General features: G+C 70.1%; 15 protein-coding genes. 4 read left to right on the forward strand and 11 right to left on the reverse strand.

Translation table 11 applies throughout. From position 1 onward, the window contains the following. The first annotated feature begins 65 nt into the window (after positions 1 to 65). Complete coding sequence (locus KF737_RS13950; protein WP_296455771.1) at positions 66 to 392, forward strand: helix-turn-helix transcriptional regulator; 327 nt, start codon at positions 66 to 68, stop codon at positions 390 to 392. 30 nt (positions 393 to 422) lie between these two features. Further along, entirely contained in the window at positions 423 to 1799 is a 1377-nt protein-coding gene (locus KF737_RS13955; RefSeq protein ID WP_296455774.1) for a hypothetical protein, read from the forward strand. 252 nt (positions 1800 to 2051) lie between these two features. On the opposite strand, the gene KF737_RS13960 is transcribed toward KF737_RS13955, so the two are convergent. The 6 genes from KF737_RS13960 to KF737_RS13985 all read right to left on the reverse strand — a co-directional run bounded on the left by KF737_RS13960 (position 2052) and on the right by KF737_RS13985 (position 6944). Beyond that, positions 2052 to 2435 (reverse strand): hypothetical protein, encoded by a 384-nt coding sequence (locus KF737_RS13960; RefSeq protein ID WP_296455776.1) that lies wholly within the window; start codon positions 2433 to 2435, stop codon positions 2052 to 2054. Continuing rightward, a complete protein-coding gene (locus KF737_RS13965; protein WP_296455779.1) occupies positions 2436 to 3851 on the reverse strand; it encodes an NAD(P)(+) transhydrogenase (Re/Si-specific) subunit beta in 1416 nt (471 codons plus the stop codon). A 24-nt stretch (positions 3852 to 3875) separates the two neighbouring features. Continuing rightward, positions 3876 to 4190 (reverse strand): proton-translocating transhydrogenase family protein, encoded by a 315-nt coding sequence (locus tag KF737_RS13970; protein ID WP_296455780.1) that lies wholly within the window; start codon positions 4188 to 4190, stop codon positions 3876 to 3878. 7 nt (positions 4191 to 4197) lie between these two features. Continuing rightward, positions 4198 to 5376, reverse strand: a complete 1179-nt coding sequence (locus KF737_RS13975; RefSeq protein WP_296455813.1) for a Re/Si-specific NAD(P)(+) transhydrogenase subunit alpha — start codon at positions 5374 to 5376, stop codon at positions 4198 to 4200. A gap of 150 nt (positions 5377 to 5526) precedes the next feature. Next, positions 5527 to 5772 carry an aa3-type cytochrome c oxidase subunit IV gene (locus tag KF737_RS13980; protein ID WP_296455784.1) on the reverse strand — a complete coding sequence of 82 codons (246 nt, stop codon included), beginning with the start codon at positions 5770 to 5772 and terminating at the stop codon, positions 5527 to 5529. A 65-nt stretch (positions 5773 to 5837) separates the two neighbouring features. Then, positions 5838 to 6944 (reverse strand): alpha/beta hydrolase, encoded by a 1107-nt coding sequence (locus KF737_RS13985; RefSeq protein WP_296455787.1) that lies wholly within the window; start codon positions 6942 to 6944, stop codon positions 5838 to 5840. A gap of 395 nt (positions 6945 to 7339) precedes the next feature. Between KF737_RS13985 and KF737_RS13990 the strand changes: the two genes are divergently transcribed. Next, a complete protein-coding gene (locus KF737_RS13990) occupies positions 7340 to 10168 on the forward strand; it encodes a S8 family peptidase (protein ID WP_296455790.1) in 2829 nt (942 codons plus the stop codon). A gap of 279 nt (positions 10169 to 10447) precedes the next feature. Here the strand turns inward: KF737_RS13990 and KF737_RS13995 are convergent, their stop codons facing one another. The 3 genes from KF737_RS13995 to KF737_RS14005 form a co-directional block, all read right to left on the reverse strand. Beyond that, positions 10448 to 11437 carry a D-2-hydroxyacid dehydrogenase gene (locus KF737_RS13995; RefSeq protein WP_296455792.1) on the reverse strand — a complete coding sequence of 330 codons (990 nt, stop codon included), beginning with the start codon at positions 11435 to 11437 and terminating at the stop codon, positions 10448 to 10450. Positions 11438 to 11491: 54 nt separating this feature from the next. Continuing rightward, positions 11492 to 13582, reverse strand: a complete 2091-nt coding sequence (locus KF737_RS14000) for a redoxin domain-containing protein (RefSeq protein ID WP_296455795.1) — start codon at positions 13580 to 13582, stop codon at positions 11492 to 11494. A gap of 394 nt (positions 13583 to 13976) precedes the next feature. Continuing rightward, positions 13977 to 14330 carry a hypothetical protein gene (locus tag KF737_RS14005; RefSeq protein ID WP_296455799.1) on the reverse strand — a complete coding sequence of 118 codons (354 nt, stop codon included), beginning with the start codon at positions 14328 to 14330 and terminating at the stop codon, positions 13977 to 13979. A 142-nt stretch (positions 14331 to 14472) separates the two neighbouring features. Between KF737_RS14005 and KF737_RS14010 the strand changes: the two genes are divergently transcribed. Next, positions 14473 to 14850 carry a hypothetical protein gene (locus tag KF737_RS14010; protein WP_296455802.1) on the forward strand — a complete coding sequence of 126 codons (378 nt, stop codon included), beginning with the start codon at positions 14473 to 14475 and terminating at the stop codon, positions 14848 to 14850. A 158-nt stretch (positions 14851 to 15008) separates the two neighbouring features. On the opposite strand, the gene KF737_RS14015 is transcribed toward KF737_RS14010, so the two are convergent. Both KF737_RS14015 and KF737_RS14020 read right to left on the reverse strand, forming a co-directional pair. Continuing rightward, positions 15009 to 16325: an amidohydrolase family protein gene (locus KF737_RS14015; RefSeq protein ID WP_296455805.1), complete on the reverse strand. Its 1317-nt coding sequence runs from the start codon at positions 16323 to 16325 to the stop codon at positions 15009 to 15011. Positions 16326 to 16650: 325 nt separating this feature from the next. Then, a partial coding sequence (locus KF737_RS14020) for a methyltransferase regulatory domain-containing protein (RefSeq protein ID WP_296455808.1) occupies positions 16651 to 17792 on the reverse strand: 1142 nt, incomplete at its 5' end.

Raw genomic sequence — 17792 nt, forward strand, 5'->3', positions numbered from 1 at the left:
AAAAACTGTATTATTAGGCTCCGGAAGCGTTCGCAAGCGCATTTCGGAGCCACCGGAGCGCCCTGATGCCGAGACCCGCGACCGATCCTGCCAAGGCCGCCCACATCAAGGTCCTGCGCCAGCAGGCCGGTCGATGGCTGAAGACGGCCCGCGAAGAGGCCGGCCTCACGCAGGCGGAACTGGCCGAGAAGGTGGGCCTGCGCTACTACACCTTCGTCTCGCAGGTGGAGAGCGGGTTGGGCCGGCTTCCCATCGAGACGCAGGGCGCCTGGGCCGAGGCGCTGGGCCTGGAGCCCGGCGATTTCGCCAAGACCCTGCTGCGCTACTACGAGCCGGAACTCTACAGGCTGCTGTTCGGCGGCGAGGCCGCCGCGGCGCGGGCGACCGGCTAGGTCCCGCCAGGAGATGATCCCCTAGAGACCATGGGCCAGGTCGTTCCCTTCATCTCGCGAGTGCGCGACAGCGGCGACTGGTCGCCGTCGGAGCGTGCGCGCCTGGAGGCGCTCGCCGACCAGCTCTCGGCGCAGGGGATCGACGTGGACGTGATCTTCGGCGCCACGGACGAAGGCGACCCCTGGTGCGTCGTCACCGACGGGAACGGCGACGTCCTGATCCACGTGGCCCGCATCGACGGCAAGTTCGTCGTCCACTCGGCCGTGGATGACACCGTCGACGAGAGCTACGACCTGCACGCGGCGCTGCGCCAGCGGCTGGACGTGACCGAGGACGCCGTGGCGCCGAAATCGGCGACCATCCTGCCCTTCACCGCCCGCGAGGGTCAGACCTTCCTCGCCCTCGTGATCGCCACGGCCTTCTTCTACGAGACGGGCGGCGCGTTCGACGAGGCCCAGGCGGCCGAACTGCCCAAGGCGCCGTCCGCGCCCGCCGAGGAGCAGCCCCTGCCGCCGGTCGCGGACCACGAGGCCCCGGCGCAGGAGCGCGAGATCGCCGCCCAGGGCGTGGTGTCCAAGGTGGCGCTCGCGACCGCCGTCACGGTGATGGAGAACGCGCCGGCCGAGACGCCGGCCGCCAGGGCCGAATCCTTCGAGGCGCCGGCCCCGCCGCCGGCGGCCGTCGAGACCGCGCCGGCCCAGGCCAACGCCGAACCCCAGGTTCCTGCGGCCGCCCCGGCGCAGGCCGAGGCGCCGGTCGTCATCCGGGGGACCGAGCGCGACGACCTCCTGGTCGGCACCGCGCGCGCCGAGCGCATCGAGGGCGGCGACGGCAATGACACCATCAAGGGCGGCGGCGGCCACGACATCCTGCTGGGCGGCGCCGGCGACGACCGCATCGAGTTCACCGACGGCGCCCAGGTCGAGGGCGGCTCGGGCGCCGACACCTTCGTGGTCATGGCGCCGACGCGCGGCGGCGGCCCGAACGTGCTGCTCGGCTACATCCGCGACTTCTCGCAGGACGAGGGCGACCGGATCTTCACCGCCGCCGGCCGCGCCGTACACGTGAACTGGGGCCCCGGCACGGCTCCGGGCGACCGGACCTCGCCCCCGGCCACGGGCGGCGGCGACCGTGACGGCGGTGGCCTGCCCACGCCCGCGCCTACCGACGGCGACAGCTTCGACTTCGGCACGACCACCCTGCCTGTCGGTCCGACGCTGATCGGGCCGAACCCGCCCGTCCGGGTGGAGATCGACGTCGATGGCGACGGCGTCGCCGACGGCTACATCCTGGTCGGCCACCGGGGCGGTTCCATGCCCCCGCAGCCCGCGGGCGACATGGACTGGGACCCGCCGATCAACACCGGCGTCGGCCACGCGCTCCTGCCGCCGGACCCGGTGGGCTGACCTGGAGCCTGTTGGGAACTTCCTGACTGTCAGAGGCCGCGGGAGCCCTCAAAGATCGTCATCGCCGGCCTTGTGCCGGCGACCCATGAACACTGACCGAGCGGAATGGAGGCCGACGCGGCCGCAGCACGCCCCGCAACGCGGTGTCCATGGGTGGCCGGCACAAGGCCGGCCATGACGAAAGGTTTTTATTTCAACGGATTGTCCAGGGCGTTGCGCTTGCCATCGAGCACCGCTGAGTCCTAACAGCCTCTAGAAGCGTCGCGCGCCCGCTTGGGCGACGACCTGGTGCTTGTCCTGCCAGACCACGGCCCCGGGATCGCGCGTCGTCAGCACCTCCACATGCACGCCGCAAGCCTCCAGGGCGAGCTTCAGCCTGTGCATGTTGGCGATATGCTCGGCGGCTGCGGGCTTGAACCAAGACAGGCCTGACTGCCCACGCCCGAAGGTCTCTGGCCTTTCGAGGTTGTCGTCGAACCAGCCGCGGAGCTCGCCGATCTCCTTAAGCGCCCAATCCGGTGCATGGTCGCTGTCGCGCGCCTCGTTCAGAGCCTGGAAGAGCCCCAGCCTGTTCCGCTGGCCCTGGACCAGCAAGAAGCAGACGAAGCGGATGTAGGTGCGCGCCGGAACGCTCACTCAGAGTCCTTTGACGATCCCTTCGACCATCTTCTTGGCGTCGGCGAACAGCATCATGGTGTTGTCGCGGAAGAAGAGCTCGTTCTCGACGCCGGCGTAGCCTGCGGCCATGCCGCGCTTCACGAAGAGGACGGTGCGGGCCTTCTCCACGTCGAGGATCGGCATGCCGTAGATGGCGCTCGTGGGATCGGTCTTGGCGGCCGGGTTGGTGACGTCGTTGGCGCCGATCACGAAGGCGACGTCGGCGGTGGGGAACTCGGAGTTGATGTCCTCCAGCTCGAACACCTCGTCATAGGGCACGTTGGCTTCGGCCAGCAGCACGTTCATGTGCCCGGGCATCCGGCCGGCCACGGGGTGGATGGCGTACTTCACCTCCACGCCCTCTTCCTTGAGCTTGTCGGCCATCTCGCGCAGCGCGTGCTGGGCCTGGGCCACCGCCATGCCGTAGCCGGGGACGATGATGACCTTGGACGCGTTCTTCATGATGAAGGCCGCGTCGTCGGCGGAGCCCTGCTTCACCGGCCGCGTCTCGACCTTGCCGCCGCCGGCCGCCGCGCCGTCCTCGGCGCCGAAGCCGCCCAGGATCACCGAGACGAAGCTGCGGTTCATGCCCTTGCACATGATATAGCTGAGGATCGCCCCCGAGGAGCCGACCAGGGCGCCCGTGATGATCAGGGTCACGTTCTCCAGCGTGAAGCCCAGCGCCGCCGCCGCCCAGCCCGAGTAGCTGTTCAGCATCGAGACCACGACCGGCATGTCGGCGCCGCCGATGGGGATGATCAGCGTCACGCCGATCAGCAGCGCGAGCGCGAAGATGCCCCAGAAGGCCCAGAGCGCCGAGCCGCCGCTCATCACCAGCACGACGATCAGCGCCACGATGCCGAGGCCGATGGCGATGTTGAGGAGGTGGCGCGCGGGCAGCAGGATCGGGGCGCCGCTCATGTTGCCGTTTAGCTTGGCGAAGGCGATCACCGAGCCGGTGAAGGTGATGGCGCCGATGGCCAGGCCCAGGCTGAGCTCGATCAGCGAGTTCACGTGGATCGCGCCGGTGCTGCCGATGCCGTAGGCCTCCGGCGTGTGGATCGCGGCCACCGCCACCAGGCAGGCGGCCATGCCGACCAGGCTGTGGAACGCCGCCACGAGCTGCGGCATCGAGGTCATCGCCACGCGCCGCGCGATCAGCGCGCCGATGCCGCCGCCGATCGCCACGCCGCCCAGGATCAGGCCCGCGGTCAGCGCGTCGAGCGCGCCTTGCGTGTAGAGCGTCACCAGCGCCGTGCCGACGGCGATGGCCATGCCGATCATGCCGTTGCGGTTGCCCGCCTGGCTGGTCTCGGGGCTCGACAGCCCGCGCAGCGCCAGGATGAACAGCACCCCGGAGACGAGGTAGAGGATCGCCGCGACGTTCGCGTCCATGTGGTAGTCCCCCGCCCGTCCTGGCTACTTCTGCTTCTTCTTGTACATGGCCAGCATCCTCTGTGTGACGAGGAAGCCGCCGAAGATGTTGACCGCCGCGAAGCCCGCGGCGACCGCGCCGGCGCCCTTGGAGATCAGGACGTTGGAGGTCAGTTCGCCGCCCGCGCCGCTGGCCGCGGCGGCCAGGAGGGCGCCCACGATGATCACCGAGGAGATGGCGTTGGTCACGGCCATCAGCGGCGTGTGCAGCGCCGGCGTCACGCTCCAGACCACGTAGTAGCCGACGAAGATCGCCAGCACGAAGATGGCCAGGCGGAAGACGGTGGGATCGACGTCCATGGGAGCCTCAGGCGTTGAGCGACGGGTTCACCACGGCGCCGCCGTGGGTGACGAGAGCGGCCTTCAGGATCTCGTCCTCGAGGTCCGGGGCGAAGGCGCCCTCCTTGGTGAGGAACAGGCCCGCGAAGGCCAGGAGGTTGCGGGCGTAGAGCGACGACGAGTCGGCCGAGATGCGGGCGGGCAGGTTGGGCACGCCCATGATCTTCACGCCGTTCGCGGTGGTCGCCACCTCGCCCAGCCTGGCGCCCTCGACGTTGCCGCCCTGCTCGACGGCCAGGTCCACCAGCACCGAGCCCGACTTCATCGAGGCCACCTGGTCGGCGGTCACCAGCTTCGGCGCCGGGCGGCCCGGGATCAGGGCCGTGGTGATGACGATGTCCTGCTTGGCGATGTGGCCGCCGATCAGCTCGGCCTGCTTCTTCTGGTATTCGGCGCTCATCTCCTTGGCGTAGCCGCCGGAGGTCTCGGCCTGCCTGAATTCCTCGTCCTCGACGGCGACGAACTTGGCGCCCAGGCTCTCCACCTGTTCCTTGGTCGCGGGCCTGACGTCGGTGGCGGTGACGACCGCGCCCAGGCGGCGCGCCGTCGCGATGGCCTGCAGCCCGGCCACGCCCACGCCCATGATGAAGACCTTGGCCGGCGCGATGGTGCCCGCGGGCGTCATCATCATCGGCAGCGCCCGGCCGTACGCTTCGGCGGCCTCGATCACCGCGCGGTAGCCGGCGAGGTTCGCCTGGCTGGACAGCGCGTCCATCACCTGCGCCCGCGTGATCCGCGGGATGAACTCCATGGCGAAGGCCGACACGCCCGCCTTGGCCAGCGCCTGCACCGTCGGCTTCTCGTTGTAGGGGTTCAGCAGGGCCGCGACGAACGCGCCCGACTTCAGCGCCGCGATCTCGTCGGCCTCGGGCGAGCGCACCTTGAACAGCACGTCGGCCTTGCCGGCGGCGTCCTTGGCGGTCTTGGCGATCCTGGCGCCCGCGGCTTCGTAGTCGGCGTCGGCCATCGAGGCGCCCGCTCCGGCGCCGGTCTCCACGACCACCTCGAACCCGGCCGCGACCAGCTTCTTGACCGTCTCCGGCGTGGCCGCCACGCGGGTCTCCCCGGCGCGGCGTTCCTTGGTCACAGCGATGACGGCCATTGGTCCGCGTCGTCCCCCGAAAGCGTCAGCAGGCGCGCGGACCATAGGAGCGCCCGGCAAGGCTTGTCCAGCCACGCCCCGGCCAGCTTTCCTGGCGCCCCGCCGAGCTTTTCGAGGCGCGGCAGCGACCCTCCGGACACGACAAGGCCTCCGCTCGCGCGGAGGCCCGTCAGACCGGCCTGGACGCTTCGCGCGTCAGTGCGCGCCGGCTTCCGCCGGCTTCGCGCGCAGGAAGAAGACGCCCAGGGCCAGCAGGACCGCGGCCGTGATGGCCGAGCCCAGGAAGCCCGTGTGCGTGCAGAACAGCAGGGTGAAGAACAGGATGCCCGCGGCGACCACGAGCGAGCCCCACTTGGTCATGCCCATGACCAGTTCGTAGGTCGCGGATTGCTCGGCGATATCCATGTGACCGCGCTGGTAGTCGGAGCCGTGTCCGGCCATCGGTTCTCACTCTTCGAGGAATGGGGAGGTCAGGAGACCGGCCCTACACGAACCGGCCGGTTCGTTCAATGCGGCCAACGGTCCAGCAGCGTGCGAAGCGCCGCCACCAGCGCCAGCGGCTGGTCGATCATCACGTGGTGGTGCGAATCCGGGATCTCGATCTCGGGCACGCGGCCGTCCAGGAAACCGGGCTCGCCCGAGGCGCGGCGCTCGATGATCCGGCTCTTGTCGCCGTAGAGGTGGACCACCGGGACCTTCAGCTCGGGGAAGGCGCCGCGGTCGGCGGCCATGATCCCGTCGCTGCGGTCCAGCTTCTCCCACATGTTGGGATCGAACTTCCACGTCCAGCCCTCGCCCGAGCCGTCTGGCCCCTTTTCGCCATTCGGAAACGGGACGGTCTTCAGCGAGCGGCGCGCGATGTAGTCGAGGATGTAGTGGTTCTCGGCCGGCTGCGGCGGCATCAGCCGGAAGCGGGCCAGGGCGGCGGCGACCGTCGGATAGATGCGCGTCGGCCGGTCGGGGCTCGGGTTGTTGGCCAGCAGCTCGGCGCGCTTCCTGCGTTCCTCCAGCACCTCGGGCGGCGGGCCGCCGAAGCCGGTGTCGACCAGGACGGCCGCCGACATCTGCTCGGGGTAGCGCGCGGCGGTGAAGAACACCTGCCCGCCGCCGAAGGAGTGGCCGATGTATATCGCCTTGGCCGGCCCGTCGTGCAGGCCGGTCGCCTGGGCCACGGCCTCGGCGTCGGCCGCGAAGTCCGCGAAGCGGTAGGTGTCGCGCCAGTCGGAGTTGCCCATCCCGGCCAGCGACATGGAGGTCACCCGGTAGTCCTTGGCGAGATAGGGCGCGATGAAGCTCCACCACTCGGCGTGCGCCGAGTTACCGTGCGCCAGCAGCAGCCCCTGCCGGCCCCGCTCGCCCCAGGTCAGCGCCTCGATCTTCGCGCCCTTCGACTCGACGAACGTCCGCTCGGGCTCCTGCGCGACCGCCCACTTGAACCACGCGGGCTGTTCCGGTTCGCGGCCCGCATAGGGCTCCAGCGGCGCGCGCACCTCCGGCGGCAGGTCCTCGGAGTGGAACGGCCGGTCGTCGTAGGTCTCCTTGGGGGTCTCCTTTGGGGTCTCCTTGGGAGCTTCTTTCGAAGAACCGGTCTTCCGGGTCGCATCGTTCGCCATGCCCAGCGGTCTAACGGCCGTTTGAAAAATGGCAAGCAGAGACGCCCCGGGCGCCTCTACGCAACGTGAAGATGCATCGTCGAGGGCAAACCCCGCCCCGGGACGTCACGCTGCTCACGGAGCGGGCAAGGTACGACGCGTGATATAAAGATATAGGAGAGTAAAACTCCAGTTGATCTAGAAGAAATCTCTCCCTAAAGTCGTATAAATTGGAACTCAAGGACCAACCTGGCCGCGATTTGTCGACCGATGTCGGTGTTTCATCTTGAAACAACTTATAATTAACGCGCGCACACCTTACGTGTAAGCATTCCGGTAAGGCCTTTCGAGCCATTTTCCGCGCTGCGGCACAGAAGCGCCGCGGGGGGTTGGGTATGGTTCGGAGCACTTTGCTGATGAGCGTCGCCGCGGCGGCGCTGGCCACCGCGGCGCTGAGCGCGACGCCGGCCGCGGCGCAAGCGACCAGCAGCGCGGCGGGGCCGGTGAAGCCGTATTACGGCAACCTGCGCCCGTTCTACGGGAACCTGCGGCCCTTCTACGGGAACCTCCGCCCGTTCTACGGCAATCTGCGGCCGTTCTGGGGGAACCTGCGCCCGTTCTGGGGCGACACGGGCGCCTTCTACGGCGACCTGACGACCTTCTGGGCCACGTCGAACCCGGTGGTCGGCGCCGGCGCGCCGGAGTACGCCAAGGTCGGCGACTTCTGGACCAAGGCCGGCGGCGACTGGCAGGTCGCCTTCTCCAGCGCGATCTCGACGAACCCCGACAGGACGCTGATCGACAGCAAGATCACGACGATCCTCAGCGACTCCGAAGCGTTCTGGGGCGCGTCGATCCAGGCGAAGACCGGCAAGTCGTTCACGGAAGGCTTCCTGAAGCCGTTCCTGGCCGCGCGCGGCATCGAGGGCAGCGACGCCTCGTCGTTCTCCAACCTGGACCAGGACGAGATGGCCTACATCTTCCTGGAATACTACGACGCGCTGATGGACTACGCCGGGACCGACCACGTCGATCACTGGATGAAGACCGTCAACTGGACGCCCGCGCTGACGAAGACGCAGGGCTCGGGCGCCGACACCAGGATCGGCATCCTCGACATGAGCTTCACGACCGACGCGTCGATCGCCGGCAACATCGTCAAGTCGGGCGGCGTCTCGGAGTTCAGCAACGGCCACGGCGCGGCGGTGGCCTCGCTGATCGTCGGCCACCACGACGGCAAGGGCGTGATGGGCATCGCGCCCAACGCCCAGGTGCTCGCCTACAACCCGTTCGACGAGACCGGGACGGCCAACTGGGACGACGTCGCCCGCGGCGTGAAGACCCTGAAGGCCAACGGCGCCAGCGTCGTGAACATGTCGCTGGGCGTGCCCGGCTCCACCTTCGACAAGGGCTGGAGCAACGTCTTCAACGATCTCGGCTACACCACGCAGATCCTGAAGAACACGCTGTTCGTGGTCGCCGCCGGCAATGACGGCGTGACCCAGAAGGACAACATATCGTGGCTGCCGCAGCCGCTGAACCCGGCGCTGATCGTCGTGGGTTCGGTGGACGTCGAGGGGAACATCTCGAACTTCTCGAACCGTCCGGGCGAGGCGTGCTTCACGCTGGTCGGCCTCTGCCTCGGCGACAAGCTGAAGAACCACTTCATCGTGGCGCCGGGCGAACTGATCCTGGTCAGCGACGGCCAGGGCGGCACGACCCGCATGACGGGGACCTCGTTCGCCGCGCCGCTGGTCTCGGGCGCCATCGCGCTGCTGCACGACCGCTGGCCGTGGCTCGCCAACTTCCCGGCGGAGACGGCGAAGATCATCCTGGACTCGGCCAAGGACCTCGGCGCTCCCGGCATCGACCCGGTCTACGGCGTGGGCCTGCTGGACGTCACCGCCAGCCAGTCGCCGCTCAGCCTCTCGAACCTGAAGTGGTTCACGGTGCAGAACGGCAAGGCGGTCGCCCAGACCAACAGCGCCGTGATCACGCGCTACAAGCAGGTGCAGAACGGCACGTGGAAGACCACCGCCGACGCCTACTTCTACGCGTTCGAAACGATCGGCCTGACCCAGCGCGACTTCGCGATCCCGCTGACCAGCAAGCTGATCGGCCAGAACGTGACCACCTACATGGGCGGCCAGGAGCAGTTCCAGTCGTACCTGCTCAGCCGCATGGACACCTGGGTGAAGAACGGCGGCAAGGGCGCCTTCGCCAACGGCTTCTCCAGCCAGAGCTATGCGATCGCCAACCCGTGGGGCATGGACCTGACCATGTCGGTCGCCCCGCGCCAGGCGCGCTACGGCTACCGCGACGAGGGCCCGGCCTATCAGTCGCGGTTCCAGGTCGCCGGCGAGAAGACCCACCTGGTCTTCGGCTTCGGCGACGGCGCTCCGCAGCTCGCCCAGAGCACGGGCTTCGCCTCGGCCGGCTCGTACGACATCGACCGCGGCGGCGCCGACCCGCTGCTGGGCCTGGCCTCGGGCGGGGTCTATGCCGGCATGGACCACCAGGTCCTGCCGCGGCTCTCGTTCCAGGCCGGCCTGCTGAGCCGCGAGCAGGAGCGCCAGCGCAACCTCGAGCCCGCCCTCGGCGTCGTGGGCAACGGGGCTGCGACCTACGCCGCCAGCGCGCAGCGGTTCGCCCTGGCCTACAGGCCGACCGCGGACCTGACGCTGACCGGCTCGTGGACGCGGCTCAACGAAGACAAGGGCCTGCTCGGCATCCAGTCGTTCGACCCGCAGGACTTCCGCAAGGGCTCGACCACCGACGGCTACTCGCTCTCGGTGAACTGGACGGCGAGCGACAGGCTGAGCTTCATGGCCACCGGCTCGATGGGCCGCACCCATGCGTCGGACGGCCAGTCGCTGGCGGTCGGCAAGGGCGGCCTGACGACCTCGTCGTTCGAGGTGGGCTTCGCGGCCGCCGACCTGCTGGCCAGGGGCGACCGCTTCACGCTCTCGGTGTCGCAGCCGATGTTCGTGGAGAAGGGCCGCCTCGACGTGCAGACCGTCCAGGTCGTCGACCGCCAGACCGGCGAGATCGGCGTCGTGACCCAGAGCCTCGACATCTCGGGCAAGCGCCGCATCGCGGGCGAGGCCATGTACCTCAAGCCCGTCAACGGCGGCTACGGCGACGTGGCGCTGTTCGGCCGCGTCGAGACCGGCTCGCAGAACCCGAACACCGGGGCCGGCCAGGACAGCTACGTCACCGGCGCCCGCTACCGCATCGCCTTCTAGTGCCTCATCGCTTCCCCGCCCTTGATGGGCAGGGCGATCGCATATGGATCGTGGGCGGCTCGTCCGCCCGATTCATGAACCGCAGAGATCGCGGAGACACGCAGAGGGGGTCGCGGGTCCACCGGAATCCTCTGCGTATCTCTGCGATCTCTGCGGTTCGACCGACGGCCTTTCGGCCGCCCGCATCCATATGCGATCGTCCTGCCCCGCGGGGGAGGAGGGCCTTGCCGTCTCTCGCCGATCCGCCGCAGTCGCCAACGGCCTCCAGCGCGGAGACTGCTACTTCGCCAGCACGTCTTCGGGCCTGGCTTCGCCTTCGAGGGGCTTGCCGGCGAGGAAGCGGCGGAGGTTGTCGAGGAAGGTGGCGTCGTTGCGGGGCGCGTTGCCGCCGCTCATGCCGGACGAGTGCGGGGTGAGGGTGACCTTCGGGTGGTCCCAGAACGGGCCGTCGGCGGGCTGCGGCTCGGCCTCGAAGACGTCGAGGACGGCATGGGCCGGCGCATCCCGGTCCAGGGCGGCCAGCAGGGCGGGTTCGTCCACCAGGGCGCCGCGCCCGACATTCACCAGGATCGAGCCGGGCTTCATGCGCGCGAAGGCCTCGGCGCCCGCGATGTGGCGGGTCTCGGCGGTGGCGGGCGCGGCCAGGACCCACACGTCGGCGTCGGGCAGCAGGTCGGGCAGTTCGGACGGCGTGGCCATGCGGTCGGCGCAGGCCTCGGGCGCAGGGTTGCGCCGAACGCCGGTGACATTCGCGCCGAAGGCCCTGGCGCGCACGGCGACGCCCTGGCCGATGGCGCCGAAGCCGAAGATCACCCAGCGCGTGCCGGCGATCTCGCGGAAGGGCCGGCGCGTCCATTCGTGGGCGGCCTGCGCGGCGCGGCGGCCCGGCCCGTCCTGCAGCACGTCGAGGACGCCCCACATCACGTAGTCGGCCATGCCGACGGCCTGGCCGTGGCTGGTGGTCAGGCGCGCGCCCTTCTGGACGATCTGGCCGAAGACGGGGTTGTCGAAGCCGGCGGCGCCGCTCTGCAGCCACGTCAGGTTGGGCGACTTCAGCACCGCGGTCATGAACGGCCGGCCGGCGCCGGAGAAGAAGGTGTCGGTGTTGGCCCAGGCGGCCTCGGGCTTCGCGTCGTCGACCGAGACGGCCTGGCCGCCCAGGCGGATCTCGCCGGTGTCGTCGATCAGCAGCAGCTCGATCGCCGCGCCATGCGCGTCGATCGCCGCCCGGTTCCGGCGGTAGGACTTCTCGTGGATCAGCAGGCGCATCGGTCCCTCCCTGGCGAGCGTGTCTAACCAGGGAGGGACGTGAACGCCAGGACGTCAGCGCCCGCCGCCCGCCGCGGGCTTGGCGGCCGGAGCCGGGGCCGGCGCGGGCTGCTGCTGCGCCTGCTCGCGACGGCGGCCGCCCATGACCTTGAGCGCGGCCATCAGCTCGTCGTTCTCAATGGCGCCCGACTTGTTCCGGTCCATCTGGGCGAAGAACGGCTTCAGCTTGTCGCCCAGCTCGCCCTTGAGCTCGGAGAGCTGGATCTTGCCGTCCATGTTGTCGTCGAACATGCCCAGCAGGCGGGTCTGGTCCATCAGCTCGTCGTAGTTGACCTGCCTGGTCGCGGTCTCGTCGGTCCAGCGGTAGCGGATGGCGGTGTAGAACATCTCCTCCCACGACTGGTCGCCCCAGACGACGGTCTTGGTCGCGTCCGGGTTCGCCGGGTTCTTCTTCGAGTTGTCGTACCAGTAGTTGGCGATCAGCTTCGAGCCGGCGGCGATCTTCAGCGGCTCGGCGAAGGTGTATTCACGCTGCCAGTTGAAGTCGTAGCGCGGCATGGCGAGGATCCGCGTCTTCGTCCCGTCGGGCGCCTGGACCCACAGGTCGCTGGCGTAGCCGCGGTAGTGGGCGTGCGGGAACGCCGAGTACAGCAGCATCTCCTTGGGCACGTCGAGGTAGGCGGTCTCCTTGTGGCGCGCCTCGCCGGCCGGGATCCTGATGGTGTTGTCGACCACCACCGAGTTGCGCATCATCAGGCCCGGCTTCTCGCCGTCCTTGTAGAAGTAGAGGCCGAGCAGCGACTTGTCGGTCGCCTCCTTGCCGAAGGGCGTGTAGTGCGCCTGGAAGCCGACCGCGCCGCCGGGGGGCAGGTAGGTGCCGACGTTCCTGGGCCACAGGGTCGACTCGGCGCCGACCGCGTAGCCGCCCATGGAGGCGCCCCAGCGGCTCTCGTTGCCCTGGCCGTCCTTCGGGATGTCCTTCAGGTAGCCCGACAGGAAGTGGTGTACGCCCTGGCGCTGGCCGACCACGTAGGTGGAGGCCTTAATCCACTTGCCCTCGGTCAGCGGGTTGACCGCGATCGGCCGCTGGTAGTCGACCACGCCCGAGGCGGGGATGGTGTAGGACGGGATCTCGAGCACGAGGTCCGGCTTGCCCAGCGGCCACTGCTGGACCACGCGCTTCTTGGCGGCGGCGGCCAGCGGGTCGGGCCCGTCGCCGCGCGGCGCGCCCTGCTCCACCCAGTGGACCAGGGTCTTGATCTCGGCCGGGGACAGGCTCTTGTCGTCGGCGAACTTGCCCACGTGGGCGTCGACGTTCCACGGCGGCATGCGGTCGGTGCGGATGACCTCGCGGATCATCGGCGAGAAGCCCTTGGCCATCTCGTAGCTGGAGAGCGCGAACGGGCCGATGCCGCCCTCGGTGTGGCAAGTGGCGCACTTCTTCTCGAGGATCGGCGCGACCTGCTTGGCGTAGGAGATCTGCGCGACCTTGCCCCGCTCGGGGAAGTCGATCAGGCAGCCGGGGCTCTGCTTGGTGGCGGCCATCGCCTGGCGGCCGGCCAGCGCGGCCTCGATGGCGTCCGACGCCCAGGGATGGTCGGCCACGGCCTTCTGCGAGCCGTAGTCGAGGCGGTCGTCCAGCGGGCCGCGGTAGACGACCTTCCAGGTCTTGGGATCGACCACGAAGAACTCGCCCGTGCGGGTGACGCCGAGCTGCTCGCCGACGAGCTGGTTCGAATCCTTCAGGATCGGCACGTCGAAGCCGTACTCGGCCTTCTCCCTGGCGATGTCGTCCATGCTGTCCTGGACGGCGGAGTTCACCATCAGGAACTCGACGCCCTGGCTCTCGTACCTGGCCTTCAGGGCGCGGATCGCCGGGGCCAGGTTGCGCACGATCGGGCAGCCGTTGGCGTGGCTGATCAGCACGATCACCTTGGCGTCGGAGCGGTAGAGCTCGTGGCCCATGTAGTCGGTGTCGGCGAGCATGAAGTTGTCGATCACGCCCGACGTGGCCGGCGCGGCGGCGACCTCCGCGGCGGTCGGCGTCGCAGCCGACAATGCGTTCGGGGCCTGGCCATCCGTGGAGCAGCCGAAGAGCAGAGCCGAAGCCGCCGTCGTGGCGGCGAGCGCGGTGATGCGCGTCATCCCGATATCCCTCCCAGGGGCCGCGGCCGGGCTCTTCGCTCCGGGCCGGGTCCATTCGCAATACGATGCTACGTCAGATCATAACGGAGCAGACCCGCGTTGCATCATTATTTCTAATCAATGTTCAGATGAGCCTGCGCGCACACGTCGCAGAGGCGTTCCCTCCCTTGATGGGGAGGGACAGGCCGCGGAGCGGCCAGGGTGGGGAGGCCTGATCCAGAACTCGGCGAAGAGAGATTGACCAACCCCGACGCGCCCGCGTCCCGGCCCACACTTCCCCACCCTGACGGCTTCGCCGTCTGTCCCTCCCCATTAAGGGAGGGAAGTCAGAACTTGGGAGGGGCGACGGCCGCGGCGCAGAGCGCGAGAGCGGCGGCCAAGGCGCGCGTGCGACCTACCACCGCGTGACCACCACGTTTTTGCCGTTGGCGCGCTCCTGCTGGATGAAGACGTTGCGCTCGTTCTCGACGCCGTCGCGGTCGGGGGTGGCGTTGGGCGGCCGGCAGCCGCTGGCGAGGATGGTGGAGACCCCATAGGTGGCCCGCACGGTGTTCACGAACGCCTGCACGGCCTGGCTGAGGTCGGTGTTCGCCGCGTAGCGCACGCTGTCCGTGACGTAGACGCGGCCGTAGCCGTCGGTCCAGGCGTAGCAATAGTAGTGCGTGCCCTGGCCGGATTGCGCCGCGGCGGGGCCGGCGCCCATCGCCACGGCAAGACCGGCGGCGAGGGCCAGGACGGTCGTCTTCATCGGTGTTCTCCACAACGCGCAGAGGCCCAGCTCTAGCGCCGGTCGCACGGCCGCGGCGAGTAGACCGATCGGCCTACTCCGGCGGCGCGCCGGAGGGTGCTAGGCCGGCTCGCAGAGCCGGGTGACCGAGGGAGATGAGTTCATGATGCGGGCCGCTTGGGGCGTCCTCGCCCTCTGTGCGTCGCTGGCGGCCACGCCGGCGCTGGCGCTTTCCGCGGCGGACTGGACGGGGACCTGGCGTGGGCCGCGCGGGGTCATGCAGATCAGCGATTTCGACGGGGCGCTGGTGATCGCCGGCGCCGGCGCCAGGGCCGAGTGGACCCAGGGGACCGAAAGCCTGATCTGGGATTTCGACATGGCCTGCACCGAGAAGACGCTGTCGAAGGACGGCTCGAAGCTGATGCTGCGGACGGTGGGCTGCATCAACGCCCAGTTCAACGGCAAGGTCGCCATCTGCACGCACGGCGGGACGCAGATCGTGTGTGTCGGTCCGTTCGGGGAACGCGTGTTCACGCGCTGACCGGCTGGCCGCAGTCACGCCCAGAACGCGAGGCGCCCGGCGATCCCGGTGACGGCCGCCAGCGCAAAATGGACCCAGGACAATAGGCTCTCCCATGCTCGCGGCGATGGTGCGCCGCGCGGGGGTGATGAAGGCCGGAAGCGGCCGCACGATCAAGGTCAGGGCGGCGCCGGGCGCGCGGTCAGGTCGTCGCGGACGACGGCGCCGCCCTTCATGACGAAGGCGACGCGCTCCAGTTCGGTGATGTCCTTGAGCGGGTCGCCGGCGACGGCGATGAGGTCGGCGTAGCGGCCGGGGGCGACGGCGCCGATGTCGGGCGAGCCGATCAGCTCGGCGGCGTTGCGGGTGGCCGTCAGGATAGCGCCGGCGGGCGACATGCCGAGGTCGGTCATCACCTTGAACTCGCGCGCGCTGCCGTCGAAGGGGACGAGGCCGGTGACGTCGGTTCCGAAGGCGATCTTCACACCCGCGCGGTTGGCCTCGCGGAACATGCCGCGGAGCTGGTCGACGACGATGCGGGCCTTCTCGGCCGGCGAAGGGCCGCCGATCGACGGGCGCTGGTCGGCACGCTCGGCCACCAGTTGCGGGACCAGCACGGTCGGGACGAGGAAGGCGCCGCGGGCCTTGTAGAGCCGGAAGCTCTCGGCGTCGCCGTAGGCGCCGTGCTCGATGGAGTCGGCGCCGAGGCGCAGCGCCGCGTCGATGGCGGCCTTGCTGTGGGCGTGTGCGGCGACCTTCATGCCCAGGCCGTGGGCGGTGTCGACGACGGCGCGGATCTCGTCGTCGGTCATCAGCTTGGCCTGCGGATTGGTGCTGTCGCCGGGCACGCCGACGGCGCCGGAGGGCAGGATCTTGATGAGGTCGGCGCCGCGGCGCTTATGGTCGCGCACCTCGCGGATGGCGGCCTCGGGGCCATCGACCACGCTGTGGCCCCAGTCGTCGTTGTGCCAGCTCTCGTCGATGCCGGCGCGCGGATCGGTCGGGCCGCCGGTGGGGCCCAGGTACTCCAGCGAGATCCACATGCGCGGGCCGGGGACGTCGCCGCGGGCGATGGCCTTCTTCAGCGCCAGGTCCGTGCCGCCCTCGGCGCCGAGGTTCCGGATCGAGGTGAAGCCGGCCATCAGGAGCTTGCGCACATTGCCGGTGGCCTTCAGCACGTCCTCCATGTCGCTGCCGGTCAGGCGCTCGGCGAAGCCGCCGCGGCGGTAGGTGACGTGGGTGTGGCTGTCGATCAGGCCCGGCAGCACGGTGGCGCGCGAGAGGTCGACGACGCGGGCGCCGGCGGGGGTGACGAAGCCGGGCTCGACCGCCGCGATGCGCTCGTCGCGGATCACCACCGAGACGCGCTCGCGCACGGGGCCGCCCGTGCCGTCGATCAGCCGCCCGGCGTGGACGACCACGTCGGCGGCGGTGGCCGCGGAGGCGCCGGCGAAGGCGGCCAGCGCCGCCAGCAGGCCGAGGAGAGCGCGTGTCATGCGAGGAACCCCCTTGCGAGGGGCGCATGATAGCCGGGCGCGGGGAAGGTTCTATTCGGAGTGCGCGGGGCGGGCCTGCCGGGCCGCAAGGTCTATGCGCGGCGAAGCGGCTGCGTGCATACCGGCGGTCGCCGGGCGTTGGAGCGCCTCCATTCGGCCCTCAACTCCCAGGACGTCATGGCCGGGCCTGTCCCGGCCACCCATGAACTCAGACGTTGCGGGTTGTCTGCGGCGTCGAGCTCACGGACTTTCTTGGCCCAATCGGTGTCTATGGGTGGCCGGGACAAGCCCGGCCATGACGTTCAGATGGAGGGAAAGCTGTGCCTCAGGCGCTGAGGACGCCCAGGCGGCCGAGTTGGACGGTCATGGCGGGGCCGATGGCCTGGGCGCGGCGGGCGGCGGCGGTGCGGAGGCCCTCGGCGCTGGTGATGGCCTGGCCGTCCATCTTCGCGGTCTGGCCGGCCTTGGCGAGGCGGCGCCAGGCGGCGTCGAAGTCGCCGCCGACCAGGTGGAGGAGCGCCAGGCGGTCCTGCGGCGGCAGCAGCACCTGGGTGCCCGCCACCGGCGAGGCGAAGGGCATGGGGCCGGCGGAGTCGATCGCCTCGTCCAGCACCAGGGCGTTGAGGCGGGACGAGATCCGCGGCCGGCCGGCGGGGGCCTGCGCGTAGGGCCGCGGCAGGAGGTGGACCAGCTTCAGGGCGGCGAGGCGCTGCACGACCTGGGCGGCGTCGGCGCCGAGGCGGGGGTCGGCGAGGACGTCGGCGAGCGGCGCGGCCTGGCCGTCGACGCGCTCCAGCACCGCGCCGTACGGGGCCGCGCGTAGGTCGACGCCGGTGCGCCCGGAGAGGTCGCGGCGCTCGTCGGCCAGCGGCCCGCGGGTGAGGCGATCGACCCACATCCGCGGCGGCTCGACCGCGGGCGCCCCGCCATCGCGCATCAGCACGTCCATGCGGCTGTGGGTGTTGCGCACGGCGTCCATCAGCATCTCGCGCGCGGTGGGGGCGAGGCCCTGGAGGTCGGCGCGGAGCGCGTCGGGGGCGGTGAGCGCCAGGTCGTTCAGCTCGAGCTGGGCGTTGGCGACGTAGGCCAGGCCGTGCGGCGCGGCCTCGTCGACGGCGTCGCGGGCCGAGAGGCTGAGGCTGCGGGCGTTCAGGACCTCGTGGGCCATGCCGCGCGGGTCCTGGCTCTCGATCTGGCCGAACCAGGCGTCGGCCTGCGGGTTCACGCGGAAGAACCGCGCCTGGGCCTTGCGCAGGCGCCCGATCACCGCGCAGGCGGCGCGGAAGCGCTCGACGCTGTCGCCCGGCAGGCCCGCGGCCACCTCGCGGATCAGGGCGTAGAGGGCGTCGATCTGGGCGTTGCCGGGCAGGGCGGCGTAGTGGAGGAAGACCGCCCCGTCGGGCGCGAGCCGCTCGCCCAGGAAGGCCATGCAGGCGGCGCGGAGCTCGGGCGGCAGCCAGGAATAGA

Source organism: Phenylobacterium sp. (assembly GCF_019636135.1).
In the GTDB taxonomy this organism is placed as follows: domain Bacteria; phylum Pseudomonadota; class Alphaproteobacteria; order Caulobacterales; family Caulobacteraceae; genus Phenylobacterium.

Coding starts and splice junctions, on each gene's coding strand:
- KF737_RS13980 (WP_296455784.1), bottom strand. CDS start 5,772: ATGGCCGGACACGGCTCCGACTACCAGCGCGGTCACATGGATATCGCC.
- KF737_RS14010 (WP_296455802.1), top strand. CDS start 14,473: ATGATGCGGGCCGCTTGGGGCGTCCTCGCCCTCTGTGCGTCGCTGGCG.
- KF737_RS13950 (WP_296455771.1), top strand. CDS start 66: ATGCCGAGACCCGCGACCGATCCTGCCAAGGCCGCCCACATCAAGGTC.
- KF737_RS14005 (WP_296455799.1), bottom strand. CDS start 14,330: ATGAAGACGACCGTCCTGGCCCTCGCCGCCGGTCTTGCCGTGGCGATG.
- KF737_RS13970 (WP_296455780.1), bottom strand. CDS start 4,190: ATGGACGTCGATCCCACCGTCTTCCGCCTGGCCATCTTCGTGCTGGCG.
- KF737_RS13965 (WP_296455779.1), bottom strand. CDS start 3,851: ATGGACGCGAACGTCGCGGCGATCCTCTACCTCGTCTCCGGGGTGCTG.
- KF737_RS13985 (WP_296455787.1), bottom strand. CDS start 6,944: ATGGCGAACGATGCGACCCGGAAGACCGGTTCTTCGAAAGAAGCTCCC.
- KF737_RS14000 (WP_296455795.1), bottom strand. CDS start 13,582: ATGACGCGCATCACCGCGCTCGCCGCCACGACGGCGGCTTCGGCTCTG.
- KF737_RS14015 (WP_296455805.1), bottom strand. CDS start 16,325: ATGACACGCGCTCTCCTCGGCCTGCTGGCGGCGCTGGCCGCCTTCGCC.
- KF737_RS13975 (WP_296455813.1), bottom strand. CDS start 5,376: ATGGTCCGCGCGCCTGCTGACGCTTTCGGGGGACGACGCGGACCAATG.
- KF737_RS13990 (WP_296455790.1), top strand. CDS start 7,340: ATGAGCGTCGCCGCGGCGGCGCTGGCCACCGCGGCGCTGAGCGCGACG.
- KF737_RS13955 (WP_296455774.1), top strand. CDS start 423: ATGGGCCAGGTCGTTCCCTTCATCTCGCGAGTGCGCGACAGCGGCGAC.
- KF737_RS13995 (WP_296455792.1), bottom strand. CDS start 11,437: ATGCGCCTGCTGATCCACGAGAAGTCCTACCGCCGGAACCGGGCGGCG.